The following is a 14807-nucleotide window of genomic DNA, read 5'->3' as shown; positions in this document are numbered from 1 at the left end:
CGGGCGCTCAAGAAGGTGAGTTACGCCTTGACCACACCGCTCTCCGACCTCGCGCGGCTGCGGGCCCGGCACCCCGAAGCCGTCGCGGAAGCCGCTGCCCGCCGCACCCGCCGCCCCCTCATCGGCGACAGCGGCCGGCTGATGATCGTCGCCGCCGACCACCCCGCGCGCGGCGCCCTGGCCGTCGGGGACCGCAAGCTGGCCATGGCGGACCGCTTCGACCTGCTCGAACGCCTCTCGCTCGCGCTGTCCCGGCCCGGTGTCGACGGCGTCCTCGCCACCGCCGACATCCTGGAGGACCTGCTCCTCATGGGTGCGCTGGAGGGCAAGGTCGTGATGGGTTCGATGAACCGCGGCGGTATCGCCGGGGCCTCCTTCGAGATGGACGACCGGTTCACCGGCCACCGCCCGCAGGACATCGCCCGGCTCCGCTTCGACTGCGGGAAGCTGCTGATGCGCATCGACTACAGCGACGCCGGGTCCCTGGACACCATGGAGTCCACAGCGCGCGCCATCGACGCCATGGCCGAGCGGGAACTGCCCACCTTCGTCGAGCCGTTCATCTCGCGCCGGATCGACGGCAAGGTCAGGAACGACCTGAGCGCCGAGGCCGTGACCACGTCCGTCGCCATCGCCTCCGGGCTCGGCGGGACCTCCGCGTACACCTGGCTCAAACTGCCGGTCACCGAGGACCCCGAGGACATGGCGCAGGTCTGCGAGACCTCCACACTGCCGACCGTCCTGCTCGGCGGCGACATCTCGGCCGCCGACCAGGACACGACGTACGAGAAGTGGCGCAAGGCCCTGCACCTGCCGACCGTCCAGGGGCTGGTCGCCGGGCGCTCGCTGCTCTACCCCGTGGACGGGGACGTGGCGGGGGCTGTGGATACCGCCGTCAGCCTCCTGTAGCCGCGGATGACGCGGAAGTTGTCCACAGGGTCCTGTCACCGTCAGTGTTCAGTAGGAGACTTGACGTCATGAACGCCGAATCCACCTTCCACCGCCCGGCGGGCACCGCCGCCGACGGCCCGTACGCCCTCGACATCCACCCCAAGAACGCGGGCTGGGGTTACTCCTCCCTCCGCGTGCTGGAGCTCCCGCCCGGCGGTCACCACTCCTTCGCGACCGGCGAGAGCGAGTGGATCGTGCTGCCGCTCTCCGGCGGCTGCACGGTGGCGGTCGACTCGGGCGAGGAGTTCGCGCTGACCGGCCGGGACAGCGTGTTCAGCGGTGTCACGGACTTCGCGTACGTCCCGCGCGACGCGCACGTGGGCATCGCCAGCGAGTCCGGCGGCCGCTTCGCGCTCACCGGCGCGCGCTGCTCGCAGCGCCTTCCCGCCCGGTATGGCCCCGCCTCGTCCGTCCCCGTCGAGCTGCGGGGCACGGGCAACTGCTCGCGCCAGGTCAACAACTTCGGCGCGGCAGGCGTCTTCGCATGCGACAAGCTCATCGCGGTCGAGGTGATCACGCCGGGCGGCAACTGGTCCTCGTATCCGCCGCACAAGCACGACGAGTGCCGCCCGGGCGAGGAGTCCGAGCTCGAAGAGATCTACTACTTCGAGATCGCGTCGGCGACGGACGAGAACGGCGATGCCAAGCCCGGCCTCGGCTACCAGCGCGTGACCCCCTCCGGCCACGGCCGGGACACCGACGTGCTCGCCGAGGTCCGCAGCGGTGACGTCGTCCTCATCCCCGACGGCTGGCACGGCCCGTCCATCGCCGCGCCCGGCCACGACATGTACTACCTCAACGTCATGGCGGGCCCCGGCGAGAAGCGCGAGTGGCTCATCTGCGACCACCCGGACCACGGCTGGATCCGGGGCACCTGGCCCGAGCAGCCCGTCGACCCCCGCCTCCCCCTCTACAGCGCACCCGCAGGAGAAGCCCGATGACCGCCCCGACGACGCGCCGCCTCACGGTCGCCCAGGCCCTGGTCGAGTTCCTCGCCCATCAGTACACCGAGCGGGACGGCGTACGGCACCGCCTCATCAGCGCCACCTGGGGGATCTTCGGGCACGGCAACGTCGCGGGCCTGGGCCAGGCGCTGCTGGAGTCCCAGGGCTCGATGCCCTATCTCCAGGGCCGTAACGAGCAGGCCATGGTGCACGCCGCCGTCGGGTACGCCCGCCAGTCCGACCGGCTCTCCGCGCAGGCCGTCACCACCTCCATCGGCCCCGGCGCCACCAACCTCGTCACCGGCGCGGCGCTGGCCACGGTCAACCGCCTCCCGGTCCTGCTGCTGCCCGGCGACACCTTCGCCACCCGCCCGGCCGAGCCCGTGCTCCAGCAGCTGGAGGTGCCGTACGCGGGCGACGTCTCCGTCAACGACGCGCTGCGCCCGGTGTCCCGCTACTTCGACCGGGTGGCGCGCCCCGAGGCGCTGATCCCGGCGGCCCTCCAGGCCATGCGGGTGCTCGCCGACCCCGTCGAGACCGGCGCGGTCACCCTGGCCCTCCCGCAGGACGTCCAGGCCGAGGCGTTCGACTGGCCCGAGGACTTCTTCGCCGACCGGGTCTGGCACGTCACCCGGCCGCAGCCCGACGCCGGGCAGCTCGCCGAGGCCGTGCACGCGATCCGCTCCGCCGAGCGGCCGCTGCTCGTCGCGGGCGGCGGCATCCACCACTCCGAGGCCGAGGACGCCTTGCGCGCGTTCGCCGACGCCACCGGCATCCCGGTCGCCTCCACCCAGGCCGGCAAGGGCTCGCTGCGGTACGACCACCCCGCCGACGTGGGCGGCATCGGCCACACCGGCACCGCGACCGCGGACGCCCTGGCCCGCGAGGCGGACCTGATCATAGGAGTCGGCACCCGCTACACCGACTTCACCACCGCCTCCGCGACCCTCTTCGCCCGCCCCGGCGTGCGCTTCGTGAACCTCAACATCGCTTCGTTCGACTCCCACAAGCTCGGCGCGCTCTCCCTGATCTCCGACGCCCGCGCGGGCCTGGAGGCGCTGACCCGGGAGCTCGGCGGACACCGGGTGGAGGCGGCGTACGAGGAGGCGTACGGCGCGGCCAAGGCCGAGTGGGAACGGCTGGTCGACACCGCGTACGGGACCGGTGCCGAGGACGCGCGGCCCAGCCAGACGCAGGTGCTCGGCCTGCTGGACGCGACCGTCGGCGATGACGACGTGGTCATCAACGCGGCCGGCTCACTCCCCGGTGACCTGCACAAACTGTGGCGCGCCCGGTCCCGCCGCCAGTACCACCTGGAGTACGGCTACTCCTGCATGGGGTACGAGATCCCGGCCGCGATCGGCGTCCGGATGGCCGCCCCGGACCGCCCGGTGTGGGCCCTGGTCGGCGACGGCACGTACCTGATGATGCCCACCGAGATCGTCACCGCGGTCCAGGAGGGCGTCAACATCAACCTCGTCCTCCTCCAGAACCACGGCTACGCCTCCATCGGCGGCCTCTCGGAGGAGACCGGCGCCGAGCGTTTCGGCACCGCCTACCGCTTCCGCGCCAAGGACGGCACGTACACCGGTGAGCCGCTGCCGGTGGACCTGGCGGCGAACGCCGCCTCGCTGGGCATGGACGTGATCCGCGCGGGGACCGTCGCCGAGGTGCGTTCCGCACTGGCCGCTGCGCGCGCCTCGGACCGCCCCACATGTGTCTATGTCGAGACCGAAACGGCTGACACTGTGCCGGGCGCGCCGCCGGCCCAGGCCTGGTGGGATGTTCCCGTTGCCGAGACCGCGACGCGCGAGGCGGCGCAGCTCGCCCGCGAGGAGTACGACCGCCAGGCGGCCGGACGCCGCCGCCATCTCTGACCTCCGCTGAAGCTTTCGTCCCCAGAAAGGCCCGCACATGAAGACCCTCAGCCACTGGATCGGCGGCAAGCCCGTCGAGGGCACCTCCGGCAACTTCGGTCCGGTCTACAACCCCGCCACCGGCGCTCAGGAGAAGCAGGTCCCGTTCGCCTCCGTCGACGAGGTCGACACCGCGGTCGCCGCGGCCAAGGAGGCCTTCCGGACCTGGGGCACCAGCTCGCTCGCCAAGCGCACCGCGGTCCTCTTCAAGTACCGCGAGCTGGTCGACGCGCACCGCGAGGAGATCGCGCGGCTGATCACCGCCGAGCACGGCAAGGTGCACTCCGACGCCCTCGGCGAGGTGGCCCGCGGCCTGGAGATCGTCGAGCTGGCCTGCGGCATCTCCGAGAAGCTCAAGGGCGAGCTGTCCACCCAGGTCTCCACCCGCGTGGACGTCTCCTCCATCCGCCAGTCGCTGGGCGTGGTCGCCGGCATCACGCCGTTCAACTTCCCCGCGATGGTGCCGATGTGGATGTTCCCCCTCGCCATCGCCTGCGGCAACACCTTCGTCCTCAAGCCCAGCGAGAAGGTGCCCTCGGCCGCGTTCAAGCTGGCCGAGCTGGCCGCCGAGGCGGGCCTGCCGGACGGCGTGCTGAACGTCGTCAACGGCGACAAGACCGCCGTGGACCGCATCCTGGAGCACCCGGACATCGCCGCGGTCTCCTTCGTCGGCTCCACCCCGATCGCCAAGTACATCCACACCACCGGCACCGCCAACGGCAAGCGTGTGCAGGCGCTGGGCGGCGCGAAGAACCACATGCTGGTGCTGCCGGACGCCGACCTGGACCTGGCGGCCGACTCCGCGATCAACGCGGCGTACGGCTCGGCGGGCGAGCGCTGCATGGCGATCTCCGTCGTGGTCGCGGTCGGTGACACGGCCGACCCGCTGATCGAGAAGGTCAAGGAGCGGGCCGCCGCGCTGCGCATCGGCCCCGGTGACGACCCGGCCTCCGAGATGGGCCCGCTGATCACCAAGGTGCACCGCGACAAGGTCGCCTCGTACGTGACCGGTGCCGCGGCGCAGGGTGCGACCGTCGCGCTCGACGGCACCGGCTTCACGGTCGAGGGCCACGAGGACGGCCACTGGATCGGCGTCTCGCTGCTGGACCACGTCACGCCCGAGATGGACTGCTACCGCGACGAGATCTTCGGCCCGGTGCTCTCCGTCGTCCGCGTCGAGACGTACGACGAGGCCATCGCCCTGATGAACAACTCGCCGTGGGGCAACGGCACCGCCATCTTCACCCGGGACGGCGGTGCGGCCCGCCGCTTCCAGCTGGAGGTCGAGGCCGGCATGGTCGGCGTGAACGTGCCGATCCCGGTGCCGGTGGGCTACCACTCCTTCGGCGGCTGGAAGGACTCGCTCTTCGGCGACCACCACATCTACGGCAACGACGGCGTGCACTTCTACACCCGCGGCAAGGTCGTCACCACCCGCTGGCCGGACCCCTCCGACGGCGGCATCAACCTGGGCTTCCCCAGCAACAGCTGACGCCCGGGGGCCGGGAGGAAGCGGGGGATCGCTGACGGCCCCTGCCGGTGCGGACCGGCAGGGGCGTGTCACACACCGTCCGTCACGGTGCCCGGATCTCCGCCAGGTAGGCGGCCGCCGCCTCCGGGTCGGTGAGCCAGTGGCGGAAGTCGGCGGGGTCGGCGTAGCCGTTGATGAAGCGGTGCGCGACGGCCGGGCAGCGGGCGGCGGCCGCCAGCAGCCGCTGCACATGCTCCGGGGGCGGCTGGAGCATGGCGTTGGTGAACTCCGTCGCGTACTGCGCGTGGTCCCAGAAGGTCTCGAAGGTCCACTCCATCCAGGCCCGGTCGAAGGGCGCGCTGCCGCGCTCCCTGATCGCGCGGAGGTAACGGGCGGCGCAGCGGGCCGCGTTGTTCGAACCCTGTCCGGTGACCGGGTCGTTGACGACGACCGTGTCCGCCATCCCCAGGACGTGGCGGCCCGTCGCCACCTCGGCGACCGGGCGCCGCACCGTCGGCGTGACCGCGCCGTAGAGCGTGCAGCGCGCGTCGGTCGGCTCGGCGTTCCGGCACAGCTCGTACTCCACCGGCGCGTACCGCCGCAGCAGGTCCAGCGTGCGCGTGAGGCAGCCGGCCGGGCCGGGGCGGTCCTGCCAGCAGTCGAAGGGGCCGCCCGGCACCCCCTCGAAGAACACGATGTCGCACAGGCCGCCCGTGGTGAGCGCGGGGATCACGAACACCTCACCGGTGCCGGGCGCGAGGTGGGAGCGGGCGTACGGCGCGGGGTACTCCGGCGGGTGCCCGACGCCGTGCAGGTAGATGCAGGCCAGGGTGCGCTGCGGCCGGTCGTACGGGGAGCGCGCGCCGTCCCGCGGGAAGAGCCGGGCGAGGTCGCCGCGGCCCGCGGCCACCAGGGTCAGGTCGTGCGAGCCGGCCAGCGCGGCCAGCCGCCGGACGTCGGCCGCGCCGTACTCCACCCGTCCGCCGCGTGCCTCGTACAGGTCGAGCCAGTCGGCCATCTTCACCCGCTGGTCGACGGACTGGGCCTCCTCGTCCAGGCGTCCGGTGAACCGCAGCGCGACCGTGCCCGGCGGGTCCCAGACGGTGGCCTGCAGCGCCGTGATGCCGGGGGCCTTGCCGTCCCAGGCGTTCAGTCCCGCCGCCCGTTCGAGGCCCAGTGCCGGACCGAACATGAGCTGTGTCGACATCACCCGGCCGGAGCGGATCTGCTCCGGCGTGCGGTCCGCGACGACGGTCACGTCGTACCCCTCGGCGAGCAGACCGTGCGCGAGCTGCAGCCCTGCCTGCCCGGCTCCGACGATCGCGATGGATCGCATGCCGCCTCCCCCCGCGGCCCGGTGCGGCGCCGGACCCTTCCTTCAGTTGTACTGGCGGTGCGCGCGCGGTGTACAGATCCGCTACGGTGCGTGCGCGGTACAGCGATGATCGCGGTACGGCACGCACGGCACGACAAGAAGGAAAGACGGGGGCGAGATGCCGCACAGTACGGTCCTCAGCACGGGGGCGCGCATCACCGCGGGGGTGTTCTGCACACTCTTCCTGCTGAACAGCGCCACATGGATGGCGATCGACATCGCGGAGCACGGCGTCGGAGGGCTCTGGGACGCCTGGACGGGCATCGGATCGCGGGGCACGGTCATGGCGACCGACCTCTACACCCTTATGCTCGCGATCGTGCAGACCGCCGCGGTCTGGGCGGCGTTCACCGCGGCCCGGGCGGCCGGCGGCCTCCTGGCCACGGCGACGACGCTGACGTTCACCTCCTCACTTCAGGTCTTCATCAGCACCGGCCAGCACACCAGTGACAACCGCTGGTTCCTCGGCGAAGTGGACAACAGCAGCAGCCTCTTCGAGGCCGTCCTCATCGTCAGCGCCTTCGTCATCCTGCTCTCCGCCGCGTGCGGCGTGGTGCTCCTCTCCGGGATGCGGAGCTGGCCCACCCGCCGGCCCAGCGACCCGCCGATGCGTCCGGCGAGGACGGCGGCGGTGACCGGCGCGGTGGTGCTCGGCGTCCTCGCGCTGTGCAGCGCCGTCTGGAACGTCTACACGCTCACGCAGTACGAGCCCTTCATGCTGGAGGTGTTCTACCTCGGTCATGGCAGCCTGCCCGCGCTGATGAGCGTCTCCTCCGGCTGGAACTCCGTCGTCCTCCTCGTGCTGGCTACGGTCGCCGCGGTGCTCTGCCTCATGCGCGCGGTGTCCGCACGCGGCCTCGCGCTGGGGGTGGCGTCCGCACTGCTGCCCCTCACGCTGTTCACCGCCGTGTCCCTGCTGCGGTTCGGCATCTTCTTCAAGGTCGAGCAGGGCCCGGCCTTTCCCGTGCTGCTGAGCCACAGCCAGGTCGTACTCGAACTCGCCGGCTCGGTCGTGCTCCTGGTCATGATGGGCCGCCGGGGCGAGCCCGTCGCCGAGGAGTGGTTCCCGCCGGCGCAGCCGGGCATGCACGGAATGCCCGGTGCGGCGCCGTACGGTGCCCCCGGCATGCCGCCGTTCGGCGCGCCCGGTCACCCGCAGCCCGGTTACGGACCGCCGCAGCCGCAGCCCGGTTACGCGCCGCCGGTGCAGCCGCAGCCCGGCTATGGTCCGCCCGCCATGCCCCCGCAGGCCCCGCCGATGCCTCCGCAGGCCCCTCCGGTACCCCCGCAGGCTCCGGCCATGCCGTACGGCGCACCGCCGGCTCCGCCCGCCGGGCCCGTTCCGCCCGTTCCGCCGGGTGGCGGTTTCGGGCCGCCGCAGAGCTGACCGGGACTTCACCTACGGTCCCCGTAGGGTGACCGCATGGCTGTAAAGGTTCCCCGGCCGCGCGGCCGGCGACTGGTCGCGCTCGTGGCCGTGCTGGGCGTCCTGCTCGGCGGCGGCTCATGGGCGGCCGTCGCCGCGTCCGACGACGCGGCCCCCGCGGTGCACCGCGAGGACCACGTCCTGACGCTGCCCGAGAAGCCCGGCAGCAAGTCCACCGTCCGGATCGACACGTCCTACTTCACCAGTACGGCGGTGCGGGGCCGTCGCCCCGCCGTGCTGGTCGGCCACGGCTTCGGCGCGAGCAAGGCCGCGGCCAAGGGCCAGGCGCAGCAGCTCGCGCGGGACGGGTACGCCGTCCTCACCTGGTCGGCGCGCGGCTTCGGACACTCCACCGGCAAGATCGGGCTGAACGACCCGGAGGGTGAGGTCGCCGACGTCAGCGGGCTCATCGACTGGCTGGCGAAACGTCCCGACGTGCAGCTGGACAAGCCCGGCGACCCACGCGTCGGGATGACCGGCGCCTCGTACGGCGGCGCCGTCGCGTTGCTCACGGCAGGCCACGACCGCCGCGTGGACGCCATCGCCCCGCAGATCACGTACTGGAACCTCGCCGACGCGCTCTTCCCCGACGGCGTGTTCAAGAAGCTGTGGGCCGGTTACTTCTTCACCACCGGCTCGGCCCCCGTCACCACCTCCGTGCCCAACCCCGCGCGCGGCGTCGCCTGCAACCGCTTCGAGGCGCAGCTGTGCGAGATGTACGAGCGGGTGGCGGTCTCCGGCCGCCCGGACGCCGCGGCCCGGAAGATGCTGGAGCGGCGCAGCCCGCAGGCCGTCGCGGACCGCATCAAGGTCCCCACCCTGATCGCCCAGGGCCAGTCCGACTCGCTGTTCCCGCTCGACCAGTCCGACGAGATGGCCAGGGCGCTGAAGAAGAACGGCGCGCCGGTCGCGGTGGACTGGATCGAGGGCGGCCACGACGGCGGCGACCGCGAGGAGGCCCGCGTCCTGGCCCGTACGGAAGCGTGGTTCGCGCGCTACCTGAAGGGTGAGCGCGGCACCGACACCGGACCGGCGTTCCGGATCAGCCGTACCGGGGGCATGGACACCGCCGACGGCACCTCGCGGCTGCGCGGCGCGAGCGGCGACAGCTACCCGGGCCTGCGCGGCGACCCGCGGTCCGTGCCGCTGGCCGGCCGCGAGCAGGTGCTCGCCAATCCCGCGGGCGGCGACCCGCCCGCCATCTCCTCCGTCCCCGGCATCGGCGCCGCGCTGGGCGGCCTGAGCGCGCTGGGCAACGGCCCGTCGCTGGACTTCCCCGGCCAGTACGCCCGGTTCGAGTCCGCGCCGCTGAAGAGCCCGGTGCGGGTCACCGGCTCGCCGACGGCGAAGCTGCGGGTGACCAGCGACCACGACGAGGCCGTGCTGTTCGCCAAGGTCTACGACGTCGGGCCGGACGGGCGCAGCCAGCTGCTGCCGCACCAGCTCGTCACGCCGCTGCGGGTGACGGACGCGAAGGACGGCCGTACGGTCTCCGTCCGGCTCCCGGCCATCGACCACGAGTTCGCGGCCGGGCACCAGATGCGGCTGGTGGTCTCCGCCACCGACATGGCGTACGCGTCGCCCGCCGAGCCCGCCGTCCACAAGGTCGCGCTCGCCGGGAAGAACGCGCTGAGCGTGCCGACCGCGCCCGGCGTGCACACCGCGGCCACCTCGCTGCCCTGGTGGGTGTGGGGCCTGCCGCTCGCGGCCCTACTGGTCGCAGCCCTGCTGCTGCTGACCGGGCGGCGCCGCACGACGCCGCCCGCGCCCGACCACGGCCTGGCGGACGTGCCGCTGCGGATCACCGGCCTGACGAAGAAGTACGCGGGCGCCGTGGACCGGTACGCCGTACGGGACCTGTCCTTCGGCGTCGAGCGCGGCCAGGTGCTCGGACTGCTCGGGCCGAACGGCGCGGGCAAGACCACCACGCTGCGGATGCTGATGGGACTGATCACGCCGGACGAGGGCGAGATCCGGGTCTTCGGCCACGCGGTACGGCCGGGCGCCCCGGTGCTCTCCCGGGTGGGCGCGTTCGTCGAGGGCGCGGGCTTCCTGCCGCATCTGACGGGCCGGGAGAATTTGGACCTGTACTGGCGGGCCACCGGCCGCCCCGCCGAGGACGCGCACATCGACGAGGCGCTGGAGATCGCGGGCCTCGGGGAGGCGCTGCAGCGCGCCGTCCGTACCTACTCCCAGGGCATGCGGCAGCGGCTGGCCATCGCACAGGCCATGCTCGGCCTGCCGGACCTGCTCATCCTGGACGAGCCCACCAACGGTCTGGACCCGCCGCAGATCCGCGAGATGCGGGACGTGATGACCCGTTACGCGGCCGCGGGGCGGACCGTGATCGTCTCCAGCCATCTGCTGGCCGAGGTCGAGCAGACCTGTACGCATCTGGTCGTCATGGACCGCGGCCGGCTGGTGCAGGCCGGGCCGGTCGCCGAGATCGTCGGGACCGGCGACACGCTGCTGGTCGGCACGGCCGGACCGGTACCGGACGGGGTGGTGGAGAAGGTGGCCGCGCTGCCGTTCGTCGCCTCGGCCGCGGGCGGTGACGACGGGCTGCTCGTCCGCCTCGACGGCACCGCCGGCACCCCGGAGCTGCTCGCCGAGCTCCTCCGGCTGGACGTGCCGGTGGAGCGCGTCGGGCCGCACCGCCGCCTGGAGGACGCCTTCCTCACCCTGATCGGAGGGGACCGATGAGTACCGCCGCACACCCGGCCGGGCCCGCGGCCGGCTACCGCGCGGGCCGCACCCTGCCGCTGCGCGTCGAGGCGCTGCGCCAGCTGAAGCGGCGCCGCACGCTGGTGGTCGGTGTGGTGCTGGCCGCGCTGCCGTTCGTGCTGGCCGTGGCCTTCGCCATCGGCGGCGACCCGGCCGGGCGGAACAGCCGGGTCAACCTGATGGACACCGCGACCGCCTCGGCCGCCAACTTCGCGGCCACCGCGCTGTTCGTCTCGGCCGGCTTCCTGCTGGTGGTGCCGGTCGCGCTGTTCTTCGGCGACACGGTCGCCTCGGAGGCGAGCTGGTCCTCGCTGCGGTACCTGCTGGCCGCGCCCGTGCCGCGGACCCGGCTGCTGCTGAGCAAGCTGACCGTGGCGTTGCTGTTCAGCGCGGCGGCGATGGTGCTGCTGCCGCTGGTCGCGCTGGCCGTGGGCACGTACGCGTACGGCTGGGACGGGCTGCGGCTGCCGGGCGGCGGGGTGCTGCCGGCCGGCGACGCGGTGCCGCGGCTGGCGCTGGTCGTCGCGTACCTCTTCGTCTCCCAGCTGGTGACCGCCGCGCTGGCGTTCTGGCTGTCGACGGTGACGGACGCGCCGCTGGGCGCGGTCGGCGGCGCGGTCGGCCTCACCATCGTCGGCAACGTCCTGGACCAGGTCACCGCGCTCGGCAACTGGCGCGACGTGCTGCCGGCCCACTGGCAGTTCGCCTGGGTGGACGCGCTCCAGCCGCAGCTGGAGTGGACCGGCATGGCACAGGGCGCGGCCGTCTCGGTCTCCTACGCGCTGGTCCTCTTCGCGCTGGCGTTCCGCGGCTTCCGGACCAAGGACGTGGTGTCGTGACGGACCCGGACGCTCAGGCTTCCGGCTCCGGGACACCCTGAGCGCGTCGGACGTACTGCTGCTTCTTCTCCTCGCGGACGACGATGCCCAGCGCGGCCAGTTCCTCGCGCAGCTGGGCGGCGTGCTCCGCGGCATCGAAGCCGTCCTCGCCCGCGCTCAGGTAGGCGGCGTCGACCAGCCGGGCGAACTCCTCGCCCCGGTCGGTCTGGAGGACGGCCGCCGCCGGCAGGCGGGCCCCCTCCGGCGGTCCGCCTCCGGTGGTGGCGTACGGGAGCCCGGTTGGGCCGGGCGGGTGCTTGCGCCGCCGGTCGTGCAACCCTCGCGCGGCGCGGCGGGTCTGCTCGGGTGAGGTCCGCATAATGCGGATGAATTCCGGAAGAAGAGGACATCCGATGATCCGTAAGAGTTCGCGTGCCATCTCCGTCTCCGCGCTCTGCGCCGCCCTGCTCGGCGGCGGCCTGACCCTCGCCGCGTCGGCGCCCGCCGCGTCCACGCCCGCGGCCGGCGAGCAGAAGGCGCCGGCTCGCTACAACGCCGAGCAGGTCCACCACTTCCTGCAGGGGTTCTACGGCAACCACGGCCCCCGCCAGTGGGAGCGGGTGCACATGGTCGGCGACGACCTCAAGAAGCGCGCCCAGAAGAACAAGAAGTACGACGTCCTGCTCTGCGCCCAGAACAACCCGCGCGACATCGCCATCGGCCGGGTGACCACGGCGCAGTCCGCCGGCGTCGGCTGGGCGACGGTGACCACGAAGTGGAACCGCGGCCCGGATCAGCACTTCACCGCGTACGTCGGCCTGGACGCGAGGAAGCCGATCAAGCTCATCCAGATCGACTGCAGCCCGGGCCGCGGCTGACGGCCGCGCCTTCCTCCGTACCGGCCCGCATTCGGGGGCGGCCGGTACGGAGGTGCCGCACGCGGTCAGCCGCCCGTTTTCCGGTTATCCGCCACGTATTCTCTCGTTATGACCTGGACGAGCGCGCTCAAGCAGACCGCCCGCTCCGGACTGAGTGTCGAACGGGCCGAACTGACCCCGCTCATCGCGGTCCGCGGCGCGGCGGGCGTCGCACTCGTCATCGGGGGCTGCCTGTGGCTGGGCTCCCCGATGCTCGCCGTCTCCGCCGCCTTCGGGGCCTTCTCCGCCGCGCTCGCCACCTTCCAGCGCAGCTGGCGGCCGCGCCCGCTGCTGGCCCTGGCCGTCGCGGGCGGCCTGTCGGTCTCCACCTTCCTCGGCTACCTCGCCGCGGCGCACACCGTGCTCTTCGTCCTGCTGCTCGGCGCCTGGACCCTGCTCGCCGGGCTGTGCTGGGCGGTGGGCCCGGTCTCCGGACTGATCGGCACCCAGACGGTCGCCGTGATGCTGGTGACCGTCACCCTGCCCACCTCCGTACTGGGCGCGCTGGAACACGCCGCGCTGATCGCGGTCGGCGGCTGCGTGCAGGCCGCGCTCATCGTGCTCTTCCCGGTCCGCCGCTGGGGGCGGCAGCGGGACACGCTGGCCGACGCGCTCGCCGCCGAGGCCGACTACGCGCGCCGGCTGCGCCACGACCCGGTGGCGCCCTTCGACCCGCAGCCCCTGATGGACGCCCGGCTCGCCTCCCGGGTCACGCCCCGTCAGGCCCGGCGCCGGCCGGCGCAGCTGCACGGCCCGCGCACCCTCGCCGAACAGGTACGCCCCGTCCTCGCCTCGCTCGCCGACCCGGTCGTCGGCGCCCCCATGGAAGGCCCCGAGCGGGACCGCGTACGCGAACTGCTCGGCGCCGCCGCCACCGTGCTGGACGCGGTGGCCTCCGCCATCCGGCACGCCCGGCCGGTCCGGCTTCCCTCCGAGGTGATGGACGCCCTGGAGGTGCTGGCCACCGGCGACCTGCTGACCGGTCCGGCGCGCCGCTCGGCGACCCGGCTGCTGAGCCTGCTGGCCGACGCGGTCGAGGCCGCCGACGAACCGGTCGAGCCGACCGGGCCCGTCACCGACGGCGACCGCCCCCACCTGCTGCGCCCCGCCGTCCACCGTCAGGTCCCGGTCGTCCTGCGGGCCGTACGGCGGGAGCTGCGCTGGTCCTCGTTCGTCCTGCGGCACGCGCTGCGGGTCGCGGCGGTCGCCGCGGTCGGCTACCTCATCGGCACGGCACTGCCGTTCGGGCACGGCTACTGGGCGGCGCTCGCCTCCGTGATGATCATGCGGCCGGACTTCGCGCAGACCTACCAGCGCGGCATCGCCCGTTTCATCGGCACCCTCTTCGGCGTCGCCGTCGGCGGCGGCGTGCTCGCGCTGTTCCATCCCGGCCCGTACGTCGACGCGGGCCTGGCCGTCGTCTGCATCTTCCTGATGTACCTGCTGCTGCGCACCGGCGTCGCGGTCACCTCCGCCTGCGTCGCCGCCTACGTCGTCTTCCTGCTCGGCATCGCGGGCGCCGGCTGGGAGCAGACCGTCCAGGAGCGGGTGGTCCTCACCCTGCTCGGCGGGGTGCTGGCGACCCTCTCGTACGCGCTCTTCCCGGCCTGGGAGACCTCGCGGCTGCGCGCACGGCTGGCGGACTGGCTGCAGGCCGGCGGCCGGTACGCCACCGCCGTCCTGGAGATCTACGCGCGGCCCGCCGACCGCCGGCCGCGCCGGGTGCGTGAGGCCCTGCTCGACCTGCGGGCCGCGCGCGTGGCCTGGGTGAAGAGCGGGGAGCGGGCCGGCAAGGAGCCCGTCCGGCACCGCGGGCTCTCGGAGGCCGCCGAGCAGGACGCCGAGACGGCCCTGAACACGATGGGCCGGGTCACCATGCTGATGGAGGCCCATCTGCCCGGGCCCGACGCCGAACCGTCCCCCGGTGCCGGGGCGTTCGCCGCCGAGCTGGGGCCCGCCGTGGAACGCGCGTCCGAGGCCGTCAGGGAGGGCGGCGACATGGACTGGGGCGAGCTGCGGGCACGGCTGGCGCAGTGGGAGGCGGAGAGCGGGGGACAGGGGGTGGCGCTGCGCGCGGCGGGCCTGCTGGTGGACTCGCTGGACGATCTCGCGCAGGCGCTGAACCGGACCCGGCGCTGAACCGGAGCCGGCGTCGAACGCGGGTCCGTCACCGGGCCGCGCGCTGCGCAATTATGCGTCGCCGGTAGGGTAGGTAATCGCCCGTTATTGACGTCATTGCTGCCGTCTGGGGCGCGATGTCGGGGG

Annotated in this window: 11 protein-coding genes; 9 read left to right on the top strand and 2 right to left on the bottom strand. The window is 73.3% G+C overall.

What is annotated here, in order from left to right:
* Positions 1-27: 27 nt before the first annotated feature.
* From AAC944_RS13965 to AAC944_RS13950, 4 genes are all read left to right on the top strand, one after another.
* A complete protein-coding gene (locus AAC944_RS13965; RefSeq protein ID WP_030615079.1) occupies positions 28-909 on the top strand; it encodes a Cgl0159 family (beta/alpha)8-fold protein in 882 nt (293 codons plus the stop codon).
* Between the two features lie 68 nt (positions 910-977).
* Positions 978-1892 carry a 5-deoxy-glucuronate isomerase gene (iolB, locus tag AAC944_RS13960; RefSeq protein WP_030615077.1) on the top strand — a complete coding sequence of 305 codons (915 nt, stop codon included), beginning with the start codon at positions 978-980 and terminating at the stop codon, positions 1890-1892.
* Positions 1889-3772: a 3D-(3,5/4)-trihydroxycyclohexane-1,2-dione acylhydrolase (decyclizing) gene (gene iolD / locus AAC944_RS13955; protein ID WP_030615074.1), complete on the top strand. Its 1884-nt coding sequence runs from the start codon at positions 1889-1891 to the stop codon at positions 3770-3772. Before iolB ends, iolD begins: the two co-directional genes overlap by 4 nt.
* Positions 3773-3809: 37 nt before the next feature.
* Positions 3810-5303: a CoA-acylating methylmalonate-semialdehyde dehydrogenase gene (locus tag AAC944_RS13950; protein WP_030615071.1), complete on the top strand. Its 1494-nt coding sequence runs from the start codon at positions 3810-3812 to the stop codon at positions 5301-5303.
* A gap of 82 nt (positions 5304-5385) precedes the next feature.
* Here AAC944_RS13950 and AAC944_RS13945 read toward each other — a convergent pair whose 3' ends face one another.
* A complete protein-coding gene (locus AAC944_RS13945) occupies positions 5386-6618 on the bottom strand; it encodes a styrene monooxygenase/indole monooxygenase family protein (RefSeq protein ID WP_030615068.1) in 1233 nt (410 codons plus the stop codon).
* 157 nt (positions 6619-6775) lie between these two features.
* Here AAC944_RS13945 and AAC944_RS13940 point away from each other — a divergent pair, with 157 nt between their 5' ends.
* From AAC944_RS13940 to AAC944_RS13930, 3 genes are read left to right on the top strand one after another with little or no spacing between them, the layout of a single operon-like run.
* On the top strand, positions 6776-8044 hold the full coding sequence (locus AAC944_RS13940; protein WP_030615064.1) for a hypothetical protein: 1269 nt from the start codon (positions 6776-6778) through the stop codon (positions 8042-8044).
* A gap of 36 nt (positions 8045-8080) precedes the next feature.
* Complete coding sequence (locus AAC944_RS13935; RefSeq protein ID WP_030615061.1) at positions 8081-10786, top strand: CocE/NonD family hydrolase; 2706 nt, start codon at positions 8081-8083, stop codon at positions 10784-10786.
* Entirely contained in the window at positions 10783-11646 is an 864-nt protein-coding gene (locus tag AAC944_RS13930) for an ABC transporter permease (protein ID WP_030615059.1), read from the top strand. Before AAC944_RS13935 ends, AAC944_RS13930 begins: the two co-directional genes overlap by 4 nt.
* A gap of 13 nt (positions 11647-11659) precedes the next feature.
* Here AAC944_RS13930 and AAC944_RS13925 read toward each other — a convergent pair whose 3' ends face one another.
* Positions 11660-12004: a CysS/YqeB C-terminal domain-containing protein gene (locus AAC944_RS13925; protein ID WP_030615057.1), complete on the bottom strand. Its 345-nt coding sequence runs from the start codon at positions 12002-12004 to the stop codon at positions 11660-11662.
* A 34-nt stretch (positions 12005-12038) separates the two neighbouring features.
* On the opposite strand from AAC944_RS13925, the gene AAC944_RS13920 reads away from it, so the two are divergent.
* Positions 12039-12503, top strand: coding sequence for a hypothetical protein (locus tag AAC944_RS13920; RefSeq protein WP_030615043.1), 465 nt, complete (start codon positions 12039-12041; stop codon positions 12501-12503).
* Between the two features lie 108 nt (positions 12504-12611).
* The gene (locus tag AAC944_RS13915; RefSeq protein ID WP_030615040.1) at positions 12612-14681 is read left to right on the top strand and encodes an FUSC family protein; all 2070 of its coding nucleotides are present in this window, start codon (positions 12612-12614) and stop codon (positions 14679-14681) included.
* Positions 14682-14807 lie beyond the last annotated feature (126 nt).

Origin of the sequence: Streptomyces sclerotialus (genome assembly GCF_040907265.1) — a bacterium.
GTDB lineage: Bacteria > Actinomycetota > Actinomycetes > Streptomycetales > Streptomycetaceae > Streptomyces > Streptomyces sclerotialus.
The sequence above is the reverse complement of the archived record's forward strand: the minus strand, read 5'-3'. Positions and strand labels throughout refer to the sequence as shown.